This is a genomic window from Glaciibacter kafniensis (assembly GCF_039538945.1).
Classification (GTDB): domain Bacteria; phylum Actinomycetota; class Actinomycetes; order Actinomycetales; family Microbacteriaceae; genus Cryobacterium; species Cryobacterium kafniensis.
In genome coordinates this window covers 519,303-544,093 of record NZ_BAABCN010000002.1, presented here as the reverse complement: position 1 = coordinate 544,093, position 24,791 = coordinate 519,303, and the positions used below count along the sequence as shown (strand labels likewise).

22 protein-coding genes, 2 tRNA genes and 1 pseudogene are annotated in these 24,791 nt (G+C 64.1%); 9 read left to right on the top strand and 16 right to left on the bottom strand.

The genetic code is table 11. The features are described from left to right. Positions 1-62: 62 nt before the first annotated feature. Positions 63-2,840, top strand: a complete 2,778-nt coding sequence (locus tag ABD791_RS03035) for an Ig-like domain repeat protein (protein ID WP_345062158.1) — start codon at positions 63-65, stop codon at positions 2,838-2,840. A gap of 113 nt (positions 2,841-2,953) precedes the next feature. Here ABD791_RS03035 and ABD791_RS03030 read toward each other — a convergent pair whose 3' ends face one another. Both ABD791_RS03030 and ABD791_RS03025 read right to left on the bottom strand, forming a co-directional pair. Further along, positions 2,954-3,112 carry a hypothetical protein gene (locus ABD791_RS03030; RefSeq protein ID WP_345062156.1) on the bottom strand — a complete coding sequence of 53 codons (159 nt, stop codon included), beginning with the start codon at positions 3,110-3,112 and terminating at the stop codon, positions 2,954-2,956. After that, entirely contained in the window at positions 3,112-3,744 is a 633-nt protein-coding gene (locus ABD791_RS03025; protein WP_345062154.1) for a TetR family transcriptional regulator, read from the bottom strand. The genes ABD791_RS03030 and ABD791_RS03025 overlap by 1 nt, the downstream gene beginning before the upstream one ends. 160 nt (positions 3,745-3,904) lie before the next feature. Between ABD791_RS03025 and ABD791_RS03020 the strand changes: the two genes are divergently transcribed. Continuing rightward, positions 3,905-6,139 carry an ABC transporter permease gene (locus ABD791_RS03020; RefSeq protein ID WP_345062152.1) on the top strand — a complete coding sequence of 745 codons (2,235 nt, stop codon included), beginning with the start codon at positions 3,905-3,907 and terminating at the stop codon, positions 6,137-6,139. A gap of 158 nt (positions 6,140-6,297) precedes the next feature. Here the strand turns inward: ABD791_RS03020 and ABD791_RS21225 are convergent. The 3 genes and pseudogenes from ABD791_RS21225 to ABD791_RS03005 all read right to left on the bottom strand — a co-directional run. Next, positions 6,298-6,672, bottom strand: a pseudogene (locus tag ABD791_RS21225) (PLP-dependent aminotransferase family protein); the annotation flags it as partial. Positions 6,673-6,801: 129 nt separating this feature from the next. After that, positions 6,802-7,152, bottom strand: a complete 351-nt coding sequence (locus ABD791_RS03010) for a hypothetical protein (protein ID WP_345062148.1) — start codon at positions 7,150-7,152, stop codon at positions 6,802-6,804. A gap of 339 nt (positions 7,153-7,491) precedes the next feature. Continuing rightward, complete coding sequence (locus ABD791_RS03005) at positions 7,492-8,067, bottom strand: dienelactone hydrolase family protein (RefSeq protein ID WP_345062146.1); 576 nt, start codon at positions 8,065-8,067, stop codon at positions 7,492-7,494. 103 nt (positions 8,068-8,170) lie between these two features. Here ABD791_RS03005 and ABD791_RS03000 point away from each other — a divergent pair, with 103 nt between their 5' ends. Genes ABD791_RS03000 through ABD791_RS02985 form a run of 4 tightly spaced genes read left to right on the top strand, consistent with a single transcriptional unit; the run spans position 8,171 to position 10,883 of the window. Further along, entirely contained in the window at positions 8,171-8,491 is a 321-nt protein-coding gene (locus ABD791_RS03000) for an ArsR/SmtB family transcription factor (protein ID WP_345062144.1), read from the top strand. Next, positions 8,488-9,081 (top strand): SRPBCC domain-containing protein, encoded by a 594-nt coding sequence (locus ABD791_RS02995; protein WP_345062142.1) that lies wholly within the window; start codon positions 8,488-8,490, stop codon positions 9,079-9,081. Before ABD791_RS03000 ends, ABD791_RS02995 begins: the two co-directional genes overlap by 4 nt. Continuing rightward, positions 9,068-10,540: an MFS transporter gene (locus ABD791_RS02990; RefSeq protein ID WP_345062140.1), complete on the top strand. Its 1,473-nt coding sequence runs from the start codon at positions 9,068-9,070 to the stop codon at positions 10,538-10,540. The genes ABD791_RS02995 and ABD791_RS02990 overlap by 14 nt, the downstream gene beginning before the upstream one ends. A gap of 34 nt (positions 10,541-10,574) precedes the next feature. Continuing rightward, positions 10,575-10,883, top strand: a complete 309-nt coding sequence (locus ABD791_RS02985) for a dihydrofolate reductase family protein (protein WP_345062138.1) — start codon at positions 10,575-10,577, stop codon at positions 10,881-10,883. A gap of 70 nt (positions 10,884-10,953) precedes the next feature. On the opposite strand, the gene ABD791_RS02980 is transcribed toward ABD791_RS02985, so the two are convergent. The 3 genes from ABD791_RS02980 to ABD791_RS02970 form a co-directional block, all read right to left on the bottom strand. Then, a tRNA-Ile gene (locus ABD791_RS02980) sits at positions 10,954-11,027 on the bottom strand. 81 nt (positions 11,028-11,108) lie between these two features. Further along, on the bottom strand, positions 11,109-12,368 hold the full coding sequence (locus tag ABD791_RS02975) for a glycosyltransferase (RefSeq protein ID WP_345062136.1): 1,260 nt from the start codon (positions 12,366-12,368) through the stop codon (positions 11,109-11,111). A 187-nt stretch (positions 12,369-12,555) separates the two neighbouring features. Then, positions 12,556-13,470 (bottom strand): DMT family transporter, encoded by a 915-nt coding sequence (locus tag ABD791_RS02970; protein WP_345062134.1) that lies wholly within the window; start codon positions 13,468-13,470, stop codon positions 12,556-12,558. A gap of 40 nt (positions 13,471-13,510) precedes the next feature. Here ABD791_RS02970 and def point away from each other — a divergent pair, with 40 nt between their 5' ends. Further along, entirely contained in the window at positions 13,511-14,077 is a 567-nt protein-coding gene (def, locus tag ABD791_RS02965; RefSeq protein WP_345062132.1) for a peptide deformylase, read from the top strand. A 17-nt stretch (positions 14,078-14,094) separates the two neighbouring features. On the opposite strand, the gene ABD791_RS02960 is transcribed toward def, so the two are convergent. The 3 genes from ABD791_RS02960 to ABD791_RS02950 all read right to left on the bottom strand — a co-directional run bounded on the left by ABD791_RS02960 (position 14,095) and on the right by ABD791_RS02950 (position 16,128). Continuing rightward, positions 14,095-14,400, bottom strand: coding sequence for an AzlD domain-containing protein (locus tag ABD791_RS02960; RefSeq protein WP_345062130.1), 306 nt, complete (start codon positions 14,398-14,400; stop codon positions 14,095-14,097). Next, positions 14,397-15,110, bottom strand: coding sequence for an AzlC family ABC transporter permease (locus ABD791_RS02955; RefSeq protein ID WP_345064457.1), 714 nt, complete (start codon positions 15,108-15,110; stop codon positions 14,397-14,399). Before ABD791_RS02955 ends, ABD791_RS02960 begins: the two co-directional genes overlap by 4 nt. 139 nt (positions 15,111-15,249) lie before the next feature. Beyond that, complete coding sequence (locus tag ABD791_RS02950) at positions 15,250-16,128, bottom strand: sensor histidine kinase (protein ID WP_345062129.1); 879 nt, start codon at positions 16,126-16,128, stop codon at positions 15,250-15,252. 329 nt (positions 16,129-16,457) lie between these two features. Here ABD791_RS02950 and ABD791_RS02945 point away from each other — a divergent pair, with 329 nt between their 5' ends. Beyond that, positions 16,458-17,270: an EI24 domain-containing protein gene (locus tag ABD791_RS02945; protein ID WP_345062127.1), complete on the top strand. Its 813-nt coding sequence runs from the start codon at positions 16,458-16,460 to the stop codon at positions 17,268-17,270. A gap of 574 nt (positions 17,271-17,844) precedes the next feature. Beyond that, positions 17,845-19,173 carry an HNH endonuclease signature motif containing protein gene (locus ABD791_RS02940; RefSeq protein ID WP_345062125.1) on the top strand — a complete coding sequence of 443 codons (1,329 nt, stop codon included), beginning with the start codon at positions 17,845-17,847 and terminating at the stop codon, positions 19,171-19,173. 565 nt (positions 19,174-19,738) lie between these two features. Here the strand turns inward: ABD791_RS02940 and ABD791_RS02935 are convergent. The 5 genes from ABD791_RS02935 to ABD791_RS02915 all read right to left on the bottom strand — a co-directional run bounded on the left by ABD791_RS02935 (position 19,739) and on the right by ABD791_RS02915 (position 24,791). Further along, positions 19,739-22,174: an InlB B-repeat-containing protein gene (locus tag ABD791_RS02935; protein WP_345062123.1), complete on the bottom strand. Its 2,436-nt coding sequence runs from the start codon at positions 22,172-22,174 to the stop codon at positions 19,739-19,741. Between the two features lie 219 nt (positions 22,175-22,393). Continuing rightward, positions 22,394-22,466: transfer RNA gene (locus tag ABD791_RS02930), tRNA-Asn, on the bottom strand. Between the two features lie 77 nt (positions 22,467-22,543). Continuing rightward, complete coding sequence (locus tag ABD791_RS02925; protein WP_345062120.1) at positions 22,544-23,578, bottom strand: D-isomer specific 2-hydroxyacid dehydrogenase family protein; 1,035 nt, start codon at positions 23,576-23,578, stop codon at positions 22,544-22,546. Next, complete coding sequence (locus tag ABD791_RS02920) at positions 23,578-23,946, bottom strand: TfoX/Sxy family protein (RefSeq protein ID WP_345062119.1); 369 nt, start codon at positions 23,944-23,946, stop codon at positions 23,578-23,580. Before ABD791_RS02920 ends, ABD791_RS02925 begins: the two co-directional genes overlap by 1 nt. Positions 23,947-23,948: 2 nt before the next feature. Further along, positions 23,949-24,791: an ABC transporter ATP-binding protein gene (locus ABD791_RS02915; RefSeq protein WP_345062117.1), complete on the bottom strand. Its 843-nt coding sequence runs from the start codon at positions 24,789-24,791 to the stop codon at positions 23,949-23,951.

The window sequence follows — 24,791 nt, the reverse complement described above, 5'->3', positions numbered from 1 at the left end:
GGCGGTCGCGGCATCCGTTTACACACGTACACACACTCAAGAGTTCAAAGAAAGGCTTTTCCGTGCAAGGAAAAATCACCCTGGGCAAGGCCGGAGCAGCCCTGGCCATCTCGCTCGGCCTGGTCGCGACAGGTCTTGTTCCCAGCGCCGCAATCGCGGCCGAAACTCCCCCGGCGCTGCCGGTTGCCGAAGTCAGCTGGACGGCCGAAACCGGTGGCGACCTTGGCTCCAGCGTGAGCCGGTCGTCATGCGATGTGAATGGCGACGGCCACGAGGACACCGTGACTGGTGACTGGTTCTGGAAGCGCGGCCCGACCTCGAATGCCGGTGCCGCCTATGTGCTGCTCGGCACAGCCGATCCTGTCGGCGGAAAGATCGGCACGGGCGGCGCCGTCGGCACGGTGCGGATCGATGGACCGAACATCCCGAACGCCTTTGCCGGCATGAGCGTGTCGTGCCTCAACGACATCAACGGTGACGGCTATGACGACGTGATCGTCGGCTCAAACCGCACCCAGCGCGTGTGGGTCATCCTCGGCGCCGCGGACTTCGAGCCGGTCGACGTGGACGTGCTCGGCACGCGCGGTTTCGAGGTCACCAACTTGGACGCGGTCGCCGAGAACTCGGCTCCCGGCGGGAGCGCGAACTTCGGATACGCGGTTTCCGGCCTCGGCGACGTTAACGGCGACGGCCTCGCCGACTTCGCGATCGTCGACAATCTGTACGACCACCCGGCCGACGAGGTGGCGGGAACCCCCGCCGCCCTGAACATCGGTCGCGTCTGGGTGATCGCCGGTTCCACCGACGTCAAGAAGGTCGATGTCGCCTCAGAAAGCGCGGCGGCACGCGTGCTCTTCACGATCGACGGCAACGGCGGCCAGATCATCTCGGCCGAGAACGTCGGAGACATCAACGGCGACGGGCTGGCCGACGTGGTGCTGGGGAGCTACGCCGCCACGCCATGGGGAACCAGCGCACCCGTGGCGGGCGCCGCCTACGCGGTCTTCGGCTCCACCCAGCCCCAGCGTCTGAACGTTGGGTCACTCGGCGAGCATGGCTTCGCGGTGTATGGCGGGCAGCGCGGTCGTGACCGGCTGGGAACCTCGATCGCACCACTGGGTGACATCAACAGCGACGGCAAGGCGGACTTTGTCGTCGGTGGCGATGGGGTGACGAACGCGGCGACCGGCGCGCGCAACGGTGGTGCGGCCGTCGTGTTCGGTTCGGACTCAACGCAGACCGTGTTCACGGTTCCCGGCGCGACGTCGGGCTCGGTGTACAGCTGCACCGACACGGCGCTCAACACGAGCGGCGTCTGCGCATCCGGCACTCTCGCTCGTGGCTATTGGATCGACGGCGCGGCGGATGGCGACAAGCTCGGTTGGTCATCCGCCGGCATCGCCGATCTCAACGGCGACGGCGTGCCCGAGGTTCTCCTCGGCGCGTATGGCCACGACTCCGCCGGCTCGAATGCCGGCGCCGTCTACGTCGTCTACGGCCAGCCGAACGGCAACGGCACCATCTCGACAGCAGCCCTCGCCTCCGCGCAGGGCTTGCGCCTCGATGGGTCTTCTGCCGGTGCGCAGCTCGGCCGGTCAGTCGGCAGCGTGACCGACTTCGACGGCAACGGTGTTCCTGATGTCGTCAGCGGTGCGAACGGAACGGACTACGTCTCAGTCTTCCTCCTGGGTTCGGTGAAGACCGGGCTCGCGCTTGCGTCAAGCGAGCTCTCGGTCGCTGACGGCGGCGCCGTGACGGCATCCGTCTCCTCGACCCGTCCGTCTGCCGGTGCGGCCACGGGCACGGTGTCATTCACCGCTGAAGGATTTCCCGTCGCCGGCTGTGACGCCGTCACGGTCTCGCAGAACACGGCGACGTGCACCGTCGCATCCTTCGCTACCGGAGGAACGCACACGTTCGCTGCGACCTTCCACGACACCACGAACATCTTCGGTGACAGCGCGGCAGAGGTCACTGCGGAGGTCGCAAAGATCTCGGTCAAGCCGGTGCTGGGCGGGGATGCGTCTGGCAGCGCCCAGGACGAGCTCGAGTTCACGGCGACCTTGCCCACCGACGCAACCGGCGACGTGACCTTCTACGCCGGCGCCACAAAGCTCGGTACCGCTGCAATCACGCGTGGCGTGGCGACCTTTGGGTACACCCCTGCGGTGGCCACGAGCTTTCAGCTGAGCGCCCAGTACGCCGGTGACAACCGGTACGTCGCAACAACCTCCAAGACGAAGCGGATCACGATCTCGAACGTGCCCGTGTACATCTCTGCGGTGAGGCTCAGCAGCACCAAGGCGGTCTACGGCGTGCACCCGACCGTGTCGGTAACGGTCGATGGGGCCTCCAGCGGCACCGTGCTGTTCACCGCCGGGTCGAAGGAACTTGGCACGGCCAAGGTGGTATCGAACGGCGTCGCGACGCTCAAGCTCCCCACGCTTGCTCCCGGCCAGTACCGCGTGAGTGCCCAGTTCCTCGGTGACGACACCTATGCCGACTCGGCCAAGCGCACTGCTAGCAACCTGCTCACGGTGTCCAAGGCCTCGGTGAGCTCGGCCAAGGTGAGCACGAAGGCGGCGAAGGCGGGCACGCGCCCGACGGCCACCGTCACGCTGGGCAAGCTCAATAGCGGTAACTACCCCACTGGCAAGGTCGAAGTGACGTTCGGTTCGACCAAGACGACGGTGACCTTGACGGCGACTCACAAGGGAATCATCAAGGTCACGGCACCGAAGGCGCTCAGTGCCAGCGTCACGGTGAAGGCGACGTTCGTGGGCACCTTGAACGTCAACGCGAAGTCGGCTTCGGCGACCCAGAAGATCACGAAGAAGTAGGTCACGCAGCACCACGCAGATAACGGGGCCGGATCGCACGATCCGGCCCCGTTCTGAAATTTCGCTCGGCGACGCTCTCCGACTACTCGAGGCCTTCGAACTACTGAAGCAGTTCAGTAGTTGGGAATGAGCAGTACCAGCTTGCAGCGCGGGCAACGGTGACAGGATTCGAGACCGAGAGCGGTGTCGACACCGTCTGGCTGCATTTCAGCGCCGCAGGCCGGGCACGGCGGGCCGTCGAGAAAGTCGTCGATGGGCTGAACCTGGACCATCAGATGAAGGTAGCGGGCGCGGAGACCGGCGCGTCGCTCTGGTGCGTGACGGGAGCAGTGAGCATGCCGGCACTCGAGTCGATGACAAAGTTGCCAACGCCGATCCAGTTCGGCTGCTTGGCGCCCGAATCAACATCGCCCTCGTACGCAGCGCAGACCCCCAGCATCATATGGCCGAGAATATCGGCGCGTCCTCGCAGGACGGTGGGCGGGATGCCGTGCAGGTGCGTGGCGATGCGCGCGTCCAGATCGCCGACTGGAGCGACGACATCCGCGGATCTGCCGATTTCGACGAGCAGATTTCGCCCCTGCGGCCATAGGTACAGTTGTGCCAGAAAACGGGCGTGCCAGCTTGGCGCCGGCAGCGTCGCCATCATCTCCATCCACGGCATGACGCGGCAGGCCAGAAGCGTTCGCACGTCTGCGGCGTCGTTCAGCCCGGCAATCATCTCCGCTTGCCGGGTGTGGGTGACAGAGCGGTGGCGCAGTACGAGTGCACGCACGAGGTCATCGCGCGTGCCGAAGTGATAGCGAACAGCCGAGTGATTCGATTGCCCTGCCAGCTCCGCGATCTGCCGACTGGATGCGCCCTCGATGCCATGGCGAGCGAAGAGTTCTTCGGCCGCATCCATCAATACGGCCCGAGCGTTCTCGCCGCGCTGCCCCATCGGTGCTCCTTCTCATTTCGAGAGCGTGGCCCTGCCACGTCTCAGCCAATTCACATCATTGGTCGTGTCATAATTCTACGCCACCTGACTTAGATACTGGCTGTGATACTTCTGGGAGTGAATCGTGACCGATCGACCAACCTCGTCCAACGCCGACGTTCAACCGGCAGCGAAACACCGTTTGCCCGAAGCTGAGGCATCTGCCAGCGCCGCGAAGGCGAAAGCAGAGAAGCGCGAGAAGGGCGAGAAGATCGGGCGGCTCGTCGCCGTCTTCGTCATGCCGTTCCTCATTCTGACGCTCATGATTGGCGGATACCTTTTCGCAATGCATGCGCCGTCCGCGCACGACATGCCCATCGCCGTTGCCGGCGACGCCCAGGCCGTTGAGGCGTTTGCCGCCTCGCTTGAAACCAACGACCCGGGGGCCACAGACCTCCAGCGGGTTGGTTCTTCCGACTTGGCGCAACAGCTCGTGATCGACCGCGACGCGGCAGGAGCCGTCGTGATCGAAGACGGCGTTGCGACGTTGTACACGGCCGGTGCGGCCGGCACCTCGCAGGCCTCAACGGTGACCGCCCTTGTCACCCCCACCGTGATTGAGCAGGGCCTCTCGCTCGAGACCAAGGATCTCGTGCCTTTGCCCTCAACCGATCTCGCCGGGTTGGGCGCGGTGTTCTTGATGTCCGCACTGCTGATGGCCGGCTACCTGCCGTTCAGTTTTGTCTACTCCAACTCGCCCGAACTGCTGCGTTTCCGACGTGCAGTCCCGCTGTTGGCTGGCTGGGCGCTGCTGATCTCAGGCCTCATTGCCCTGATCACTGGACCGATTCTCGACGTCGTGCCTGGCGACCGCATCCTGCCGTTGATGGCGGTCGCCTGGATATCGATCTTCGCAGTGGGCAGCGTGCAGCTTTTCCTCACCCGCATTCTCGGCCCGATGGCTGCGATCGCCTCAATGGGGCTGCTCATGGTGCTCGGCGTTCCCGCATCCAATGTGAGCATGTCCATCTACACGATGCCGCCTTTCTACTCTTTCTTGCAGCAGTTCCTGCCCGCACCAGCCATTGGCCAGTCGCTGCGGTCGGTGTTGTACTTTGATGGCGTCGGTGCGAGCCCGCACATTTTGGTGCTCGTCATTGGCGCGTTGGGCGGCCTACTGCTCACCCTGCTGATCGATGGGCGGCGTGCGCGGCGCAATCCCAACCCGCCTGCTCCCTCGTTGAACATGCCAGCGCTGCACGCGGGCAAGCGCCCGAAGTCGAAGGTCACCCGGTACGTGACCCTGTTCACTCTGCCGTTCCTGATGGTCTCCATGATGCTCACCTGCATGCTCGGCGCCATGCACTCGACCACGCCTCGCGATGTTCCCGTGGCAATTGTTGGCGTGCAGGAGCAGGCTGAGCAGCTCGTCGATGCGCTCAGCGAGCAAACGGGTGACATGTTCGATTTCAGCATCATGGACAGCGCCGACGAGGCCCGTGACCTGGTCTACGACCGTGAGATTGCCGGTGCGTTTGTGTTGCCGTCCGCCGAATCGCCCACGGCTGTGCTGGTCACAAACCAGGCAGCCGGCACAACAAGCCAGCTGATAGTGACCCGCGTCTTCAGCGCAGTCACCGCCGCTCAGGGAATGACGGTGGAGACTGACGACGTCGCCCCGTTGCCTGATGGCGACCCGAACGGAACGTCGCTGCTTTACCTGGCGATGGGCTGGGTCATGGCCGGCTTCCTGATCGTCATCGTGGCGGCCAACGCGGCCCCTGCAATGCGGCCGCTGAAGTTCCACCTCCCGATCCTGGCGGCATGGTCCATGATTGGATCCGCCTGGATCTGGCTCCTGGCGGGGCCCATCATCGGCGCGATCGATGGACACTTCTGGCAGATGTTCGGGGTGGGTGCCTTCGCAATCTTCTGCATCGCTCTGTTCGCGACGCTGTTCGAACGTCTGCTCGGCATGTTGGCACTGATCCCGGTCATCGGCATCCTGATGTTCCTCGGCATGCCCGCGTCGGGAGGCGCGCTGCCCGTCTTCATGCTCCCTCCGGCATTCCAGTGGCTGCACAGCATCTTGCCGATGCCGGCCTCGCTCGAGGCAATCAGGTCCATCCTCTACTTCGGCGGGGACACTGTGCTTCACAATATGTTCGTGCTCGGGGTCTGGGGCTCGGTCTCGCTGCTGCTCGTTCTGATCATCGACAGGATTCGGCCGCCTCGCACCGCGATCGAAGTGGTGACGCCCACCGGTGCGGTACCAGTGGTCGGTACACCTGCGCACGAATCGACGCCCGAGTCAACGCTCAACGCGCCCGCCTCGCAGGAGTCGGCACGCGAGGAGGCTGAGGAGCTCATCCCCGCCTGAGCTCCATAACGGATCCCCGCCGCGAAGCGGCAACGAGGAGACCCGGGCTTCTGAGAACGGATGCGGTCTGCCGCACCGCAGAAGCCCGGGTCTCCCCGCATCTAGGGCGTTTCAGCGCCGTGCCGGTCGATCCCGCGCACCTCACGTGACGTGCCCAACTAGCCCAACACCCGCCCGAGGATTCGGGCGTCTTCTTCAAACGCGGCCGGGTGCGGACCGGAGTAGTTCAGACGCACGTACGGGCCGGCGTGTTCAGCCGGGAACCGCTCGGGGCCGGCGGCGATGAGCAGCCCTTCCTCTTCACAGCCACGCACGAGCGTGGAGACGTCGGTGCCGTCGGGGAGGCGGAGCCAGAGGTTGAGCCCTCCCGATGGAATCTGCTCAAGATGTGCGCGCGGCGCCCAGACAGCGAGGCTATTGGCGAGGAGATCGCGGCGAGAACGAAGTTGCAGACGCAGCTGCCGCAGGTGGGTATTCCAGCCCGGCTGAGTGACGACGTCGAGGGCTGCAGCCTGAAGGACCCCGCTGACATAAGTCTGTCTGCGCAGTTGTCGCGTCTTCGCATTTTCATGCGAAATCCATTCATCGTGATAGTCAAAGCAAGCAGTACCCGACAGGGTGTGATGCTCTGCGGTCGCTCAGGCGTAAATCCGGGCGCCCGCTCAGGCCTTGAGCGCGTGGTGGCCGCAGGCAACGCACACGGGCTCAGTAGCGGCAGCGGGCTGGTTACGTGCCGTGCGTGCGTGCGAGATCTCGGCAACGTCCGCCGGCTTCGCCTTGTCGTTCATCTGCTTGAGAATGCGGCGCTTGAGAAACGGACGGTTCTCGTCGCGGGGAAGCTTCCACTGGCTGCCAACCTGGGTGCCGGTCAGGCGGCCGGCCGTCAGCGAGCTGCGCAAGTAGCTGGCGCTGGTTCCGGCCACTGCCTGCAGATCGCGAATGTTCATTACAGGAGGAAGCTTGTCGATGATCTCTTCAGAGATGGCGTCTCGCAGCCCGCTGAAAGCTCGCATCTTTTCTTCTTCTGAACGAATTCGCCGTCCCATTGTCTTCTCTCCATCTCGTGTGCGGTGGGCCTGTTTGCGTTGCCCTTCATCTAAGAGACGCAGGATGCAGCGAACGGTTACGCGAGTTTTGGAAAGTTTTTGAAATTCTTTTGAGACGGATGTTTGAGGCGCGTCGAGGAGTCCACTGCGACGATCGCCTGGGTGGCGGCTTCGATCTGCGCAACTGAGGCCAGATGGGCGGTGTGCGGCAAATCCGCGAGTTATTCCGATTGAGTGGGATAAGTGATGCGTCCGGCCCCACCAGCGGACCCGCCGGGTACGGCAGGCCCGGTGCAGGGAGGGTCATCACTGACACCGCGCGAGGAACTCGAGCACGCGTCGCGTGAGGAGTTTCGTCGCGGCGGTGTCGTAGCTCGGCAGGCAGGGGTCCGCGAAATTGTGCTGGTCGCCCGGATAGAGGAACAGCTCGGCGGCGTCGGCTGACTCGACGAGTTCACGGGCGGCCTCCACATCGCCCTCCTTCATGAAGATTGGGTCGGCATCCATCCCGTGGATCTGAACTGGTACACCGGCAGGCCACCCGCCGAACTCCGCGACGGGGACGCAGGAGTAGAAGAACAGCGCGCCTTTCGCGCCGGCGCGGTTCTGGGCGAGCTTCTGCGCGGGCATGACCCCGAGCGAGAAGCCTGCGTAGACGAGCTCGTTGGTCAGCGCATGCGCGGCGCGCTCGCCGCGTGCGATGATCTCATCCCAACCGACCTCGTCGGCGTATGCGACACCGGCCTCGATCGAGTCGAAGGTGCGCCCCTCGAAGAGACCGGGCGTGTGCACGGTGTGGCCCGCTTGACGTAGCTCGTTCGCGAAGAGGCGCAAGCCCTCCGTGAGGCCGAGCGCGTGGTGGAAGAGCAGTACTTCGGCCATCATGACTCCTTCGTCCGCGTCGATCGGCGATGTCGATCGATCTATCATGCATCATAGGTGACTATCTTGACACGTGACAAACTTTGCACCTATATTTGGCTCTATGGAAGACGACGAACTGGTGTTCAAAGCGTTGGCCGACTCGACGAGGCGGCTGCTACTTGATCGGCTGTTCGTCCGCGATGGGCAGAGTCTTGCGGAACTGATGCGCGACATCGAACTCACCCGGTTTGGTGTGATGCGACATCTTGGTGTGCTTGAGGGGGCCGGACTCATCACGACCAAAAAATCCGGACGGTGGAAGCTGCACTACCTGAACCCTGTGCCCATCCGGCTCATCCACGACCGCTGGATCGACAAGTACACGGCCGAGCGCGTCGGAGCGCTGACCGAACTGAAAGAGACATTGGAGCATGGAAAATGAATGACGACACTCCTGTTGTGCCGCGACTGCGCGATGAAGACCTGGCCGCCTCACGCCGTGGTACAACTCAAATTTACAGAATCGAGATCGCCGTCTCGCCCGAGCGCATTTGGGAGGCAATCACCGATCCCGATTGGACAGCCCGATACGGTTACGGCGGACGTGCCGTGGTCGAGCCGCGGGTCGGAGGTCGCTACTTCGTTGAAAAACCGCCGCACCTTCGCGTTGTTGCCGGAGACGGCACGGTTCCCGCGCCCGACATCATCATCGAGGGTGTCGTTACTGCATACGATCCACCCTCGCTGCTAGCGACGAAAATGCGCTTCTTGGTTGATCCGGAATCCGCCGATGAGCCTGCCACGGAGGTGCGATATGCGATCAAGCGCTTGGGTGATGGCCGCTCCCGCCTGACCGTAACGCACGATCTCCTCGGAGCGCCTCATCTGGCCGCAGTGGTGAGCGGGGATTTCGAACGCCTCGGTGCGGGCGGAGGCCATCCGTACATGCTGCGCGACTTGAAGAGTCTTCTCGAGACTGGGCGCAGCCTGCGGGAGCAAATCGGAAGCGGAAGCGGCGATGTCAACCTCTGAAAAGCGGCCCGTCGCGAACGGCGTCGCCATACCGGCCGATCCACACCGGTGGAAGGCCCTCGGAGTTCTGGCGGCCATGCAATTCCTTCTCGTTCTCGACCTCACCGTTGTGAACATTGCTCTTCCTCGAATCGGCACTGACCTCGACCTCAGCCCCGCAAACCTCGTTTGGGTCGTCGACGCTTATGCGCTCACCGCAGGAGGGCTACTGCTGCTCGGCGGAAGGATCGCCGACCTCGCGGGCCGACGCAGGATGTTCTTTACGGGAGTCATCGTCTTCGCCGTGGGCTCCACCCTCGCGGGCCTCGCGCCAACTGGCTGGATCCTCGTCACCGGCCGGGTCATCCAAGGGATCGGCGATGCGATCGCCGCACCCGCCGCACTCGCACTTATCGTCGTGCTCTTCCCCGAGACGACGGAACGAGCAAAGGCGATCGGCATATGGGGTGCGCTCGCAGGGATCGGTGGCGTGACCGGCACCGTAATCTCCGGCGTGCTCACCGACGTAGCGAGTTGGCGCTATGTCTTCCTCATCGCCCTTCCCGTCGTGCTCCTGGTTCTCGTGCTTGGACCTCGCCTTGTGAAGGAAAGTCGGATGGCGCACGCCGCACGACCCGAGTTCTCCGGAATGATCGCCGGAACCATCGGACTTGCCGCCGTCATCTACGCGCTACTGAAGGCATCAGCGAATTCTTGGACTGCCCTTGACGTCGTAGTCCCGCTCATCGTGGGAGTAGTGCTGCTTGCGCTGATGTTCCTCATCGAGGCCCGAAGCAGCCGACCCTTGATCCCGCCCGCCTTTTTCGCCAACCGAACCCGACTCACCGCCAACGCGGTGACGCTCGTGAACGCGGCCGCCTTCGGCTCTTTCCTCTTCATCCTGAGCCTCTACGTGCAGCGCATCCTGCACTACACCCCGCTGGCCGCCGGACTCGCGTACCTGCCGATCGGTATCGCAATCGGTGCGGGTCTCGTTCTCGGCTCGGCCATGATTCCTCGCGTGGGCCTCCGCATCGTCCTTGCTGGAGGTTGCATTGTCACCGCCCTCGGGCTGGGGTTGACGGTCGCCCTCCTGTCACCGGACGCAAACTACTGGTGGCAGATTGCACCCAGCATGGTGGTCGTTGGCCTCGGCCAGGGTCTCCTCTTGCCCTCAATGACGACCACGGCACTGTCCGGCGTCGGCGAACAAGATGCGGGGCTCGGATCGGGGATCCAAGCCACCATGACCCACGCCGGCGGGGCTCTTGGTCTCGCAATACTCGTGAGCATTGCCGTGCGATACGCATCCGATGTCGGAGCGACGAGCACGTCCTCGCCGGAAGCAGAACTCGCGGGCTTCGGCCTCGCCCTCGGTATCGCTTCCCTCAGCATGTTCCTAGCGGGCGTCGCCGCTGCAGTCTTGGTCGCCAAACCCGCGGCGCAACCCACCCCAGACACAGGAGTTAACACGACATGAGTCCGAGAAACGTCGTCGTTTACGAGCTGACGGTATGTTCGTAGCGACATCCACACGGCTCGATCCCGAGTGGGCCAACGCGAGCGCAATCGACGGGGATCTGGTCGACTTTGTGCGAGACCTCAAGAACTGGCCCGGAGGCGACATCGGCGTCCACGCCAGCATCTCGGTCGCGCAGACACTGTTGGCCGCACATGTCGTCGACGAACTCAAACTCGTAGTCGCACCGGCGATCGCCAGCGCCGGGCGAAAACTCGGCCGAACACACCTCGAGTGTTTGCCCGGAGGACACTTCCTCGTAGAGCGCGGAGCCCTCACCTCTCCCCTGCAGAATGACGGCTGACAGATGGAGCGCAATGCAGGAGCCTCTGCCTTTGTGCTAAGACAAGAAACCCTGATCAGATTAATTTTTGTAGGGCGGATGGGACTTGAACCCATGACCGACGGATTATGAGTCCGCTGCTCTAACCAGCTGAGCTACCGCCCCGCGTGCGCATCTTCGATGCCCACGTCTCTCGACGGCCGGTTCGACCATCGAAGATCAACGATACAGGTTTGCGAGAACCAGCTACTCCGGCGCGTGCGCGGACGCGCCGTTGTTGACGTTGTCGGCCACCGGTTCCCCGCGATACAGATTCTCGAACGTGTTGAGAGTGCGGTTGATGTCGTGAGCTTCGATCAGCCTCAATGACTCGTTCTTCCACGTGTTGAGCTCGTCCGGCCCGGCAGTGAGCACCGTCGTCAGCTTCGCCGCAAGGTCGTGCGGGTTGCTCGGCTCGAAGAGAAAGCCGTTCTCACCGTCGTGCACGAGGTGCGGCAACGCCATGGCATTCGCCGCAACGATCGGCAATCCAGAAGCCATTGCTTCCATCGTCGCGATGCTCTGCAGTTCGGCGATCGACGGCATGGCAAACACTGTGGCGCGCGTGTACGCCGCGCGCAGCTCAGCATCCGTCACGTAACCGGTGAACGTGACCCGGTCACGGATGCCGAGGGCATCGGCCAGGTTCTCAAGGTTGCGTTTCTGGTCTCCCCCGCCCACGATCTCGAGCTGAGTCTTCAGCTGCGGATCAAGCTGAGCCACAGCCTTGAGCAGAACGTCGATCTGCTTCTCGCCGGTCACGCGACCGACGAAGAGGATACGGTTCTCGGTGCGCGGCTTGAAGCTCGGCTCATAGTTGTCGGCGTTGATGCCGCAGGAGATGGCGAGCACGCCGGTCAGCCCGGTGTACTTCTCCAGAAACTGTGCGGCGCGCTGGGTGGGCGTGGTGACGGCTTCAGCCCGACCGAAGGTGCGACGCGCGGCCTTCCACGCGGCAGCGATCACACGCTCTTGCAACGCCTTCGGAACCATCGAGAACTCAAGCATGTTCTCGGGCATGAAGTGGTTGGTTCCGATGATGCGGATGCCGCGCTTCTCAGCCTCAATTGTCATGCCGCGGCCCATGAGGATGTGCGACTGGAAGTGCACGACATCGGGCTGGAACGTGTCGAGAATCTGACGCGCGTTGCGACGGATGATCCACGGCAGGGCGTATCGCAGCCAGTCGTGCGGATACCAGCGCCAGCTGTGCAGGCGGTAGACGGTGAGCGGCTGGCCCTCGTGGGTCTCGGCAAAGGTGCCGTGCTTCCGTGATGCCGCCGGGGCGACAACGCGCACATCGTGCCCGCGTGCCACGAGGCCGGCAGCCAAGCGCTCGGCGAACCGAGCCGCACCGTTCACATCGGGCGCGAACGTGTCAGCGGCAATCAATACCCGGATCGGCTTCTTCGCCACCGGCTCTGTGCGCGGAGGCACGGTGCTCGGCAAATTGGTCGAATCAGTCAAGAGGAAAAATCCCTACGTTGGTGGGCCGGGAATGTCGACCGGCTAAGAATGAGTGTCGACGGCCCCCGCCGATCAGCTTCGCTCGTACCCCATTCTAATCCGATGCCGCTGAACGAGTCCCGATCCACGCTGGCGAGCCGTCATCGAGTGACATACCGACACGCTGAGAAGAGGGGCAAATCGGCGCTTAGCTCTCGGCCTGCGGGTGGAACTTCGCGAGCAAGAACACTCCCCAAATCGCGACGACGCCAGCAACAACGAAAGCGATCGCGGCCCACAGCGGAGCCTGCGACGCCTCCCCGAGAACAATGATTCCGATGCCAACGGCGATGAGCGGATCGACGACGGTGAGACCGGCAATGACGAGGTCAGGTGGTCCCGACGCGTAGGCGTTCTGCACGAAGTACCCGCCGAGTGCCGCCGCTGTGAGCAGGCCGACCAGACAGATCAACGTCAAATTCTCGACGTTGCCGTGCTGGAAGCGGTTGATGACAACCTTCGCCAGTGTGGCGACGAAACCGTAGAGAACTCCGGCCGCGATGATGTAGAAAATCGCCTTGAACTTCTTGCGCAGAAAGATAAATGCTGCGCCGGCAAGAACGAGAACAACAGCAAGGATGATCAGGATCGTGATCAAATTCTGATTGGTCACTGGCTTGTCGACGGCAGTGAATGCCGCCACTGTGACAAAGAGTCCGACGCCGCCGACGCACATGCAGATCGCGATGATCGACGACCTGTTCAGTTTGACCTTCGAGATGCGGGAATTCAGGATCGCCGTGATCACCAGCGCGAAAGCGCCGAGCGGCTGCACCACGATGAGTGGTGCGAACGCCAGGCTCGTGAGCTGAAATGCGATGGCAAGCCCGAGCATGATCGTTCCGAGAACCCAGGACGGCCGGGCAAGCAGCAAGGTCAGCTGGCGAACGTTGAGTCCGCCGGTCACCTCTTCGGTCTTCGCCTCAACCTTGTTCACACCACGGTGCTGAAACTGGGCACCGAGCGAGAGAAAGACAGCTCCGATCAAGGCCAGCGGAATTCCAATGGCTTGACGCGGGTCGATCGGGATGTCCACGGCGAGGTCGATCAGGTCGGGAGTCACTCAACGACCCTATCGAGCGCGAGCACGATATTCTTGCTGAATGGCCGTACGACCGATAGTTATTTCAGGTGACCCCGTTCTTCACTCCCCCGCAGAACCCGTCGTCGATTTCGACGACACACTGCGCGAACTGGTGCAAGACATGTTCGAGACGATGGATGCCGCCCCCGGCGTCGGATTGGCCGGGCCCCAGGTTGGAGTGCCGCTCCGGCTCTTCACCTTCGGCTATCTCGATGACGACGATGTGACGTGGCGCGGAGTCGCAATCAACCCAGAATTGTGGATCACCCCGGTTCCGGCCGACGAGGCCGATGAAGACGAAGACGTCGAGGGATGCCTGTCGTTCCCCGGCGAACGCTTTCCGCTTCGCCGCGCCGAGTCAGCAATTCTGAGGGCTGTCGACCTCGACCAGAAGCCGTTTGAGATTCGTGCCGACGGCTGGTTGGCCCGCATTTTTCAGCACGAATTCGACCACCTCGACGGAACCCTCTACGTGGACCGCCTGGAACACCACTACTCGAAGATCGCCATCAAGGTACGTCGCAAGAACGGCTGGGGCGTCGATGGCCTGAGCTGGATGCCTGGGGTCGACGACCTGGAGGGCTAGGCCTCACTCTCAACGACTCAGACGAAGGCCCGAATCGCGGCGGCCACCCCGGCCGCCGCGATCACCACCAGAATGAACGGCACGCGCAGGGCGAAGAGCACGACGGCGACGAGCACCGCGGGAATCCGCGCGTCGAACACGATCGCCTCCCCCGCCCCCAACGTCTGAACGGCAATCAGCGCCGCCAGCAACGCCACCGTCAGCAGATCTGCGATGCGGGCAGGAGCCGGTTTCGCCAACAGCGATGGCGGCACGAGGTAGCCGGCGAGCTTGAGCGCGAGGCACGCGATCGACGCCAGAATAATGATCTGCCACATTGTCATCGCGCTTCCTCCCGCCCGGTCTTCGGAGCGGGGTTCTGTGGAGCAGGGTTCTGTGGAGCAGGGTCGCCCAACCAGTTGAACCAGCCGACAACGAGCGCAACGACCGCCGCAGCGAGAATCGGCAGCCCCGGCATCAGCACGGGCGTGAGCAGCGCCGCCACTGCAGCAGCGGCAATCGCGACGGCAATCGGCTGACGACGCTTCAGCCGAGGCCAGAGCAGACCGACGAAGGCGGCGGCCGCCGCCGCATCCAGCCCATAGGCGCTGGTGTCGCCCAGCGCGTCGCCGATGAGCGCGCCCAGCAGAGTGGTGATGTTCCAGCCGACGAAGACAATGAGTCCCGTCACCCAGAACCCGATGGTTCTACTGCGCGGCGTTGGCTGTGCGAGAGCAACCGCCGTCGACTCGTCAATCGTGATCCAGGCCGCGGCCACGCGCCGCCAGAAACCGGGGCCCACGATCGCCGAGGTGCGCATCCCGTAAATGCTGTTGCGCGTGCCGAGAAGAACCGCACCGGCAATCGCCGATGGCCCGGCCGCCAGGCCCCCGGATGCGATCACGCCGATCAGGGCGAACTGCGAGCCACCGGAGAACAGCACGAGGCTCAAGAAGCACGTCTGCCAAATATCGAGTCCGGATGCGACGGCGAGGGCGCCGAAGGATATCCCATAGGCAGCGGTGGCGATTCCGACGGCGAGCGACGCCCTCATCGCTTGTTGACGATTGCGCAGCTGAGCGGAGGCATCCGCGCCCTCATCAGCAGAGAAGTCAGCGGGGCCGTCAGCGGAACCGTTGGCAGTCACCTCAGCAGACACCTCGTCGTCGCACGCAGGGCTACCGTCAGTCGTACTACCGGTTGGCGAGATCGACACCGTGGACGCCGTTGTGAAAGCGGAGTGCCGGAAAGACAGCCGAGACGGTGAAACCCACTCCTGGAACGGTGACGGCGTTGAAAACGCCACCGAATAGCTGCGTACGCTCGCGCATCTGGGTGAGACCGGCGCCGGCGATGTTCTCGCTCAGAGCCTTGAGGTCATCGTCGATCGTGTAGCTCGTGCGGGCGGCGAACTCACCGGCGTCGACACTCTCACGACGTGCCGCGGCACGGATGCCGTCGTCGTCGATGAGCAGCTGCAGGCCGTCTTGCGTCCAGGTGAAGGAGATGCGGGCTTCTGTGCCGATGCCGCCGTGCTTCAGTGTGTTGGCCAGCGCACTCTGCAGAATGCGGAAGACGGCGAGTTCGGCACCGGGCTTCAACGCGAATCGCTCGCCGGTCTCGGTGAAGCTCACCACGAGTCCGGCGTCGCGCATGACCCGAAACAGGTCGCGGGCTGACTGCAGGCCGGGGCCGAGGGCCGCCACCGATTCGCCTTCGCGGGCGATGGTGAGAACGCGGCGCATGTCGGCCAGGGCGTCGCGACCCTCGCTGACGACGGCGGTCACTGCACGCACCGCAGTCGACGGGTCACTTTCGGCGGTGTACCGAGCGCCTTCTGCCCGAGTGATCAGCCGAGAGATCGACAGCACCGCGACATCCTGCAGCTCACGGATGATGCCGAGTCGCCCCTGCTGCTCGGCCAAGGAGAGCTCAAGGTCGATGCGCGCGCGCTCCGCCTCCGTGCGGTCGAACGTGGTGCGCCGAGATTTTCGTGCGGCAACAATCCACAGCACGATGAAGACGACGGTCAGTACCGCGAGTCCAACGCTGATGAGGAGCCAGAGATCCATCCGAATCGCCTTTCGTGCGACGACCTGTGCCGTGCGCGGGAAACTAAGAAGACCACCAGGGTAAGGCCCTTGGTGGTCTTTCGCTCCCGAGTAGGAATCGAATCAACACCCTGCCGCGAAACTTCTGCAGCCCTGCGTGATTCAGGAAGAGCTAAAAATCCGCGGATTTCCGCTGATAGAGAGCGATTGCTCCGTCACAACTATACGGGCAGGAGCCTCGAAGTGCCGACCGGGACGTGCCGACCGGAAAGTGCAGACCGAAACGCGCGCGCCACGGAGCGAGCATCCCGGCTCCCTCCGCTCGCCTTCGTCTAGGCTGGGCCCGTGCCATGCGCCTGTGCCAGCCCAACGATCACCCTCCGTCCGAGATCTGCACTGTGCTGAGCGGGTTCTTCACTGGTGTCGGCCAGTTGATGCACGGCTTCGGCTTCTGGAGGCGCCGCCCCGGCGCGATGATGCTGGGTCTCGTTCCGGCCGCCATTGTCTTCGCGTTCATGCTCGCCGCTCTGATCACGCTCGGCTTCTCTCTGCCTCTGATCGTCGACTGGCTGACACCGTTCGACGAGTCGTGGCCGGCCCCTTGGCCTGCCATTGTGAGCGCCGCCACCGGAACTGTTCTCTTTGCGGCGGCAATCGTGCTCGCCGCCGTCACATTCACGGCCCTGACGCTGGCCGTTGGTGACCCGTTTTACGAGCGTATTTGGCGTGCCGTTGAACTCGATCAGGGCGGTGTGATTCCCGAAGCGGGAGCGGGCATCTGGCGTGCGGTGCGCAGCTCACTCGGGCTCATCGGTTTGGGCGTGATCACCGCGATCGGCGTCGGACTTCTCGGCTTCATCCCGTTGATCGGCGGTGTGCTGGCTCCCGTTGCGGGCGTCGTGCTTTCGGGGCGGCTGCTGGCCGTGGAACTCAGCGCCCGGGCGTTCGACGCACGTGGAATTCCCGGGCCGGCCCAGAGATCGCTCCGCCGCGGCATCCGTTGGCAGCTGCTCGGCTTCGGTGTGGCCACACAGCTGCTGTTCATGGTTCCGCTCGGCGCCGTGTTCACCATGCCGGCTGCCGTTGCCGGATCGACATTTCTTGCTCGCAGGGCGCTGGACGTTGCGGCGTCCGGTCCCTCGACACGCTCAGCCAGGAGCTGACTCGAAAGCTTGCGCCCCAACCCGCGGCCGTTGCTTTCCACGTTGGTCGAGCCCGTCGATACCCCCGTGAGCCGGGCTCTGAACCCGCCCATCGTTCTCCCACGGGGTACCAAAATCAGGAGTGGAGGTGTGTCGGCCCTGGCCCGCTCCCGGATTCCCGGGCCGCCGCATCCGCGACACGCACTCCACTCCTGATTTCGGTCCCGTCTGCGCCCGATGTGCTTGCCGCGCACATCGCGACGGATGCGCCCGCCTCGCTGATTGCGGAGCGCCCGCCGACGGAGTCGGCCGCGTCTCGAGCTCCCTTTCGCCTATCCGGCCGCCAGCTCCGTGCGTGCGCTCAAATCGTCGCGTCGCGACCGCGTAGGCGACGATTCAAGCGCACACGCGGAGGGTAGGCCGGTGGTCGAGCCTGTCGACCTCGCGAGCCGGCCTCCACACCCGACCACCTCGTTGGTCAAGCCCGTCGACACTCCGTCCTCCACAGGAACTCCGCCTCGAAGTTATCCACAACCCCCGGTCAGCAGGTCTTTCTGGCGGCTCCAATGTCAGTGGTGCCTGGCAGACTTTCAGTATGAACCCGTTGTTGGAACGTCTCGGCGAACAGATCGATGTGGTCGCCGATCTGAACCGCCGGCAGGCCGTGTTGGCCGCCGACACCGCCCTCGCGATCGATGAGGCCCGGCTGCTCAGCGAGCAGCTGAGCACCCTCCCGGACACCGAATCGACCCTGCGGCAACGCTGGGCGAACCGACGCGTGCTCGTCTCCGAACTGTCCTGCGCCCTGCGGGTGCCGGAACGCACCATGGAAACCACCATCGCCGTCAGCCAAGCGCTGATCCACACCCTGCCCGACACCTTCGCCGCGTTGCACGCGGGGCAGATCAGCTACCGGCACGCCGTCGCCCTCGCCGACCAATCGTTCGGCCTCAGCCCGGACGACAAAGCCGAGTTGGAGAAGGCGGTGCTGCCCGGGGCCGGGGACCTGATCGTGTCGCAGTTCGCCCAGAAAACCCGCAAAGCCCGAGAACGCCTGGACCCGGCGTCGATCACCGTGCGCCATCAGCGCAGCGTCGCGGATCGGGCGGTGTTCTTCGAACCGGCCGCCGACGGCATGGCGTATGTCAGTGCGTTCCTGCCCGCCGGTCAGGCGACCGCGATCTGCACCCGCCTGACCGGCACCGCGCGGGCACTGCAGCGCGCGGACGAACCCCGCACCCTCACCCAGTTGAAAGCGGATGTGCTCGTCGATCTGATCCTCGACCCGAACGAACCCGACCGTGACGGCACTGGATCAAGGGGCGGGTCGACGAACGGCTCGACTTCCGGCTCGAAGAACGGCTCGAAGAACGGTCCCGGCCGGACACGGCGTCGCCGGGGCATCAAACCGGATGTCGTGATCCTGGTCCCCGCGCTGACGCTGCTCGGCCGCAGCGACGAACCGGCCGTGCTCGAAGGCTACGGGCCGATCGACCTCGACACCGCCAAAGAGCTCGCCGGCACCGCGCCCAGTTGGCTGCGGGTGCTCACCGATCCCGAGACCGGGGCATGGCTCTCCGTCGGCCGCAAACGCTACAAACCACCCGCAGACCTCCGCGCCGTGCTGCGGCTCCGCGACGGAACCTGCCGGTCGGCGGGCTGCACCCGGGCCGCCGCGGACTGCGACATCGATCACAGCATCCCGTTTTGGGAAAACGGCCAGCGCGGCGAAACCAACCTAACCAACCTCGCGAGCCTGTGCCCCAAGGACCATCGCGATAAACACGAAATCGGCTGGTCCTACATCCACGGCGACGCCGGCACCATCATCTGGACCTCCCCCACCGGACACACCTACACGACCCAACCCGAACACCGCATCGGACCGGTCGCACTCCCCAACACCGACAAACCGCCGTTCTAGATTCGGCGGCCACGGCCGTCCCGACGACCAGTCACGACGGGGTTCACCGACCTCGAGACGCGGTCACCGGATCTCGACAAGGTCGCTCACCGGTCGCGACACCCGACCAATCCGTTGTGAGGAGCGCGTCTGTTAGATGAGGAGCGCGCGACGAAGGAGCACGGGCCTCGAAACCCCGCATGCCGATCTCTGGACCAGGGTTGCGTCTGAGGGGTCACTCGCGAGGTCTCGAGCTGTGGCGCCGCTGAGCGGCATTGTGGTGGACGAATTTGACCATTTCGTTGGTCGAGGAGGCCGCCCGCGGCCGTCTCGAGACCTCGCGAGCCGACATTTGAACGCAACTCGAGTTCAAGGATTGGCTCGCGAGATCTCGAGATGCGGCCTCCTTCGTCGGCTGCTCCTCGATCAACGAAGTGGTCATTTGCCCAATAGACACGGGCTCGCTCCGCTCGCTCGTTCCTCGACCAACGAGGAGGTCGCGCTTCGCTCTCTCCCCCGCTGCCCAACGCACAGAGGCGGTGCACACCCAATAGTGCGCACCGCCTCCTCGGCTCAGACGTGCGTGCTAGCCACGCGAGAAGCGACGACGCACGGCGATGAGGCCAGCGCCGAGGAGAAGCACGGCAAGCGCGATGCCGATCGGGCCGCTCGGATCAGAGGCTCCGGTCGAGGCGAGTGCAGCACCCGACCCAGGTGTTGCCGTCGGAGTCGCGGGAATCGGCACCGGGGTGGACGTGGTGGGCGTCGTCGGGGTCGGCGTCGGAGTCGGCGTCGGAGTCGGAGTCGGAGTCACCGCGTTCTTCGACCACCCGGCGATGAGCACTGTGTTGGCAGTGATCTTGGTGGCGAAGTCGAACTCACTCGTCAGCGCGGTATCCGTGTACCAACCGGTGAACGTCCAACCGTCCGCGGCGGGTTCGACAGGTTGAGTCGCGACCTCACCGATCGTGACACTCTGGCGCGAAACCTGAGCGCCGTGCCCGTTCATATCAAAGCTGACACTCGCCGTCGTCGGCACAACCGGGTTCTGCGACCAACCAGCACGCAACACGGTGTCACCGGTGATCTTCGTGGCGAAGTCGAACTCAGTCGTCAGCGCGGCATCCGTGAACCAGCCGGTGAACGTCCAACCCGCAGCGACCGGCGCCGCCGGCTCGGTCGCGACATCGCCGAGGGTCACGGTCTGAGCCGCAACCTGAGTGCCGTGCCCCTTCATGTCAAAGCTGACACTCGCCGTCACCGGGTTCTGCGACCAACCGGCGCGCAACACGGTGTCACCGGTGATCTTCGTGGCGAAGCTGAACGGAACCGTCGGCGCGGCATCCCTGAACCAACCGGTGAACGTCCAGCCCGCCGCGATCGGCGCCATCGGCTCGAGAGCGACACCACCGACCGTGATGGTCTGCGCCACCACCTGGGTGCCGTGCCCCTTCATATCAAAGCTGACATTCGCCGTCACCGGGTTCTGCGACCAACCAGCTGTCAACAGGATGTCCGAAGTGATCTTCGTATCGAAGTCGAACGGAACCGTCGCTAGAGCATCCGTGAACCAACCGGTGAACGTCCACCCCGCCGCGGTCGGCGTCAGCGGCTCGACAGCGACATCACCGATCGTCACGATCTGAGCCACAACCTGGGTGCCGTGCCCGTTCATATTGAAGTTCACGTTCGCGGTGGTCGGAATCTGAGACCAGCCGGCATGCAACACGGTGTCACCGGTGATCGTCGTCGCGAAATCAAAGGGAACCGTCGGCGCAGCATCCGTGAACCAACCGGTGAACGTCCACCCCGCCGCAACCGGCGCAGTCGGCTCACTGGCGGTAGAGCCGACGGTGACCGGCTGGCTCAGCACCTGGTCGCCGTGCCCGTTCATGTCAAAGCTGACGGTTGCGGTGGCGATGGAAACGCTCGGGTACTTGTTCCAGAGAGGCGTGGTGAAGGTGGCACCAAAAGTCGACCGGAACGACACGATGACGCCGAAGGCTTGACCGAAGGAACCGCCGTAGGCGTCGCCGCCGTCGACATACGGTTCGACGAAACTGGTGGGGGCCGCACCGGTGAAGGCAACGCTCATCAGGGTGGAGGTGGCTGATTTGTACTCGTCTTGTGCAGGGATCTGGCCGTACACCCACTCGTAGTCAAAATTCAGCGTAAATGCGCCGTCGTCGATGACATCGACGGAGTTTCCGAGGGTGACGTTCTGCAGCCAGTTGTAAGTAAAAGCGAACAAGCCGATGTTCGTCACCGAGTCGGGAATCGTGACTGAGGTCAGCCGATTGCTGGTGAAGGCGAGCGGGCCGATCGTCTCAACGGAATTGCCGAGGTGAAGCGAGGTCATCCCGTTCATCTCGAAGGCGTACTGCTCAATGGTCGTGACGGAATCCGGGATGACGACCGACGCCAACTTGTTATAACCGAATGCGGTGTCTCCGATTGTTACCAGGCTGCTCGGAAGAACAATCGACGTCAGTTCGTTGCCGAAGAAGGCCGACGGGCCAATCGTCGTAATGGAGTCCGGCATGTCAACCGTGGTCAGCTTGTTGAAGCTGAACACACTGTCACCGATCTCGGTCAGTGTGCTGGGGAGCGTGATCGAGGTCAGCTCGTTCCCGTAGAAGGCGTATTCGCCAATCGTGGCGATCGAATCCGGCAACGTCACGGAGGTCAGCCCCGTGCCGTCGAGGGCGCCCTCAAGCGCATGGGCACCGATGGCGGTCACAACGTAGCTCGTGCCGGCCACGTCGATCGTGCCCGGAATCGTCAGCGTGGTTCCCACCTGTACGAAATCGGTGACCGTCGCACCCGCCGCAACATCGGCGTCGTCGTATGAGTAGGTCACATTGTCGACATCGATGCTCTGCGCATCCGCATGCGCGGGGGCGGCGATTGCAATCACCCCAGTCATGGCGAGAAGAACGGATGCGGCCATCCCGATCGATCGAGTCAGCATGCGTCGAACTCGCCCGTGGTTCGGAGCGGCGTCGATCGTTGTACGGGGCATCGTGGAGTCCTCAGTGTCGCTGTGGGTGGTCCCCCTCGCGGGGCGCGCCCTCACAGACGACAATTCTGAACTTCACGATTAGACCCTCGAAAAACCTAGTGGGGCACAATCGGGGATACAACGCCCCAGTAGGGGGCACGACCCTCACGGCGGCGCAGCCCGCTACTGAGGGTTAAAGCAAAAAAGACCACCAGGGGTGGAGCCCTTGGTGGCCTTTCGCTCCCCGAGTTGGACTCGAACCAACAACCTGCCGGTTAACAGCCGGCTGCTCTGCCAATTGAGCTATCGAGGAATACTGCCTGAGCAGCGTTGCTACTTTATCAAAGGTTGCCGCATCACCAAATCCACTCGGCTGTCCAGGCATCCACTTCAGTAGCCTCTGGCGGGGTCAACCACGCCCACGAACCTTGAATCTTCAAGGAACGCACGCACATTCAGGCGAATTCGCTCCGCGAGCAGCGGCGAAGTCATCTCGGGCGTGTCGGCCATGTGCGGCGTAATCAGGCATCGTGGCTCGTTCCAGAGCGGATGCCCGTCGGGCAAAGGCTCCGGATCGGTCACGTCGAGCGCGGCTCCGGCAATGGTTGACGTGGCCAGCGCCTGCACGAGTGCAGCGGTGTCGACCAGGCCCCCGCGCGCCACGTTCACGAGCACGGCCTCGCGCTTCATGGCCGCCAGCTCGGCCGTGCCGATGAGATGGCGAGTGTCGCCGGTGAGCGCTGCGGCGACCACGACGACGTCGGCATCCGGCAGAACCTGCAGCAGGTCGCGAGTGGTCACCGTGCGCTCGGCCGTGGGCACCGGAGCGTCGCTGCGCCTCACGACCGTGACGTGCGCTCCGAACGGGGCCAGCAGATTGATCAGCTCGAGGGCGATGCCGCCGGCCCCGATGATCACGACGTTGCGCCCATAGAACGAACGTCCGGCCGGCACCGAATTCCAGGTCGTCGCTCTGGCACGCGTGTGCAGAACCCGCAGCAGCGCCAGGCTGAGGGCGAGCGCGTGTTCGGCGACCGGCTGCGCATAGGCGCCTTTGGCGCTCGTCCAGATCAGCCCGGGGCGATCGCGGGCCGCCAGAATGCCGCTGAACGCGTCAACACCGGCCCAGGGAAGCTGCACCCAGCCAATCTGCGGATGCGCCGCGAGAATCTCTCCCAGCTCGTCGGAGCGGGAGTACGAGAGCCAGACGAGGCCGCGTGTGTCGTTCGAAAGCGGGGCGAGCGTGCCACCGGCATCCGTCACCGCGTCTGCGAACAGCGCCGCGGCGGACGACTCCTCCGCCGCGTCCCCCGACGAATTCGCCAATACCGCGATCGGACCGGGCGTCGGACGCTGCCCGGCCGGGAGCGGCGTGATGTCTGTCGGAACGACAGCGCGGTGGCGGGGCGCGTTCGACGGGGTCATCAGGAGTCCTGCGAGGGCGACGGTGTAACACTGCGCGGCTTGGCCTGCTTCGGCGTGCGCGGCTTCGGCAGCGGCAATGCGTCAGCCGTGGCCTGCACCACCGCTCTCAGCCAGTCCCGGTCTTCGAGAGCATCACCGGGCACCCGGTAGTAGTTCTTCGCGCCCGGATACGGCGGCGCGAGCTCGGTGCGCTCGAGCAACACCGGATCGATGGAGCTGGGTTTCAGAAACAGATCGTCGTCACAGATCAGTGCCACGATCTTCTCATCGCAATACAGGCCGAACTCGCCGAACATCGCTCGCGTTCGCACGAAGAGCCCGCCCAGTTGGTCTTCGATGAAGGCGACGACGTCAGGGCTTGTCGACATGCTTAGACGCTTTCTGTGTGGTGCTGCGTGATGGTCAACGCCTTCGCCATCTCTGCGACATACGGATGCCACGGGTCAGTGAAGACGTCTTCGATCGTTCCCAGGCCGACGAGAACTCCCTGGTGCATGACGGCGATTCGGTTCGCCACGCGCCGCAATACGGCCAGGTCATGGCTGATGACCAGCGCTGAGAACTCCCGCTCCCGCTGCAACTCGCTGATCAAATCGATCACCGCATGGCGCACTGTCGCGTCGACCCCGGCCGTCGGTTCGTCGGCGATCAGCAGCTCAGGTCCGAAGACCAGAGCGCGGGCGAGAGCAACCCGCTGGCGCTGCCCGCTGCTGAGTTCGTAGGGAAACTTATCGAGCACCGACAACGGAAGCCGCACCGCGTCGATCATGGTGGCAACCCGGGTCGCCAGCGCAACGCTGTTGTACCGGCGATCCCGGTCGAGCACCGGCTCGGCGACGATCTCGGCAACCGTCATCGTGGCGGGGAGCGTTTCGGCGGCATCCTGGGCCAGCATGCCGACACCGAACGTGACCTCATTGAGCGCGCGACGGCCGATTCGGCGCAGCTTGTGGCCGAGCACGCTCGCCTCTCCCCCGGTGATCACCGGGCGTACGTCGCCGAAGTCGCTGGTCAAGGCCGCACCGGAGAGAATGCGCGCGACAGTGCTCTTGCCCGATCCGCTCTCACCGAGTAGACCGAGCACCTCGCCGGGAGCGAGTTGCAGAGTGAGCCCGTGCACGGCGACGAACGCCGAGCTGGCGCCGTGCGGCGGGTACTCAATCGTCAGATCGCTCGTCGAGATCGGAAAGGCTGAGGCTTTGCCGCTGGTCAT

What these genes read in the sequence shown, in the direction of transcription:
- ABD791_RS02925 (WP_345062120.1), bottom strand. Translation starts at nt 23,578, where the DNA reads ATGACCCCGTCGAACGCGCCCCGCCACCGCGCTGTCGTTCCGACAGAC.
- ABD791_RS03025 (WP_345062154.1), bottom strand. Translation starts at nt 3,744, where the DNA reads ATGGATGCGGCCGAAGAACTCTTCGCTCGCCATGGCATCGAGGGCGCA.
- ABD791_RS02955 (WP_345064457.1), bottom strand. Translation starts at nt 15,110, where the DNA reads ATGAGGGCGTCGCTCGCCGTCGGAATCGCCACCGCTGCCTATGGGATA.
- ABD791_RS03000 (WP_345062144.1), top strand. Translation starts at nt 8,171, where the DNA reads ATGGAAGACGACGAACTGGTGTTCAAAGCGTTGGCCGACTCGACGAGG.
- ABD791_RS03010 (WP_345062148.1), bottom strand. Translation starts at nt 7,152, where the DNA reads ATGCGAGCTTTCAGCGGGCTGCGAGACGCCATCTCTGAAGAGATCATC.
- def (WP_345062132.1), top strand. Translation starts at nt 13,511, where the DNA reads ATGGCCGTACGACCGATAGTTATTTCAGGTGACCCCGTTCTTCACTCC.
- ABD791_RS02960 (WP_345062130.1), bottom strand. Translation starts at nt 14,400, where the DNA reads ATGACAATGTGGCAGATCATTATTCTGGCGTCGATCGCGTGCCTCGCG.
- ABD791_RS02995 (WP_345062142.1), top strand. Translation starts at nt 8,488, where the DNA reads ATGAATGACGACACTCCTGTTGTGCCGCGACTGCGCGATGAAGACCTG.
- ABD791_RS02915 (WP_345062117.1), bottom strand. Translation starts at nt 24,791, where the DNA reads ATGACCAGCGGCAAAGCCTCAGCCTTTCCGATCTCGACGAGCGATCTG.
- ABD791_RS03005 (WP_345062146.1), bottom strand. Translation starts at nt 8,067, where the DNA reads ATGGCCGAAGTACTGCTCTTCCACCACGCGCTCGGCCTCACGGAGGGC.
- ABD791_RS02945 (WP_345062127.1), top strand. Translation starts at nt 16,458, where the DNA reads ATGCGCCTGTGCCAGCCCAACGATCACCCTCCGTCCGAGATCTGCACT.
- ABD791_RS02985 (WP_345062138.1), top strand. Translation starts at nt 10,575, where the DNA reads ATGTTCGTAGCGACATCCACACGGCTCGATCCCGAGTGGGCCAACGCG.
- ABD791_RS02920 (WP_345062119.1), bottom strand. Translation starts at nt 23,946, where the DNA reads ATGTCGACAAGCCCTGACGTCGTCGCCTTCATCGAAGACCAACTGGGC.
- ABD791_RS02950 (WP_345062129.1), bottom strand. Translation starts at nt 16,128, where the DNA reads ATGGATCTCTGGCTCCTCATCAGCGTTGGACTCGCGGTACTGACCGTC.
- ABD791_RS02990 (WP_345062140.1), top strand. Translation starts at nt 9,068, where the DNA reads ATGTCAACCTCTGAAAAGCGGCCCGTCGCGAACGGCGTCGCCATACCG.
- ABD791_RS02940 (WP_345062125.1), top strand. Translation starts at nt 17,845, where the DNA reads ATGAACCCGTTGTTGGAACGTCTCGGCGAACAGATCGATGTGGTCGCC.
- ABD791_RS02935 (WP_345062123.1), bottom strand. Translation starts at nt 22,174, where the DNA reads ATGCCCCGTACAACGATCGACGCCGCTCCGAACCACGGGCGAGTTCGA.
- ABD791_RS03030 (WP_345062156.1), bottom strand. Translation starts at nt 3,112, where the DNA reads ATGGTCCAGGTTCAGCCCATCGACGACTTTCTCGACGGCCCGCCGTGC.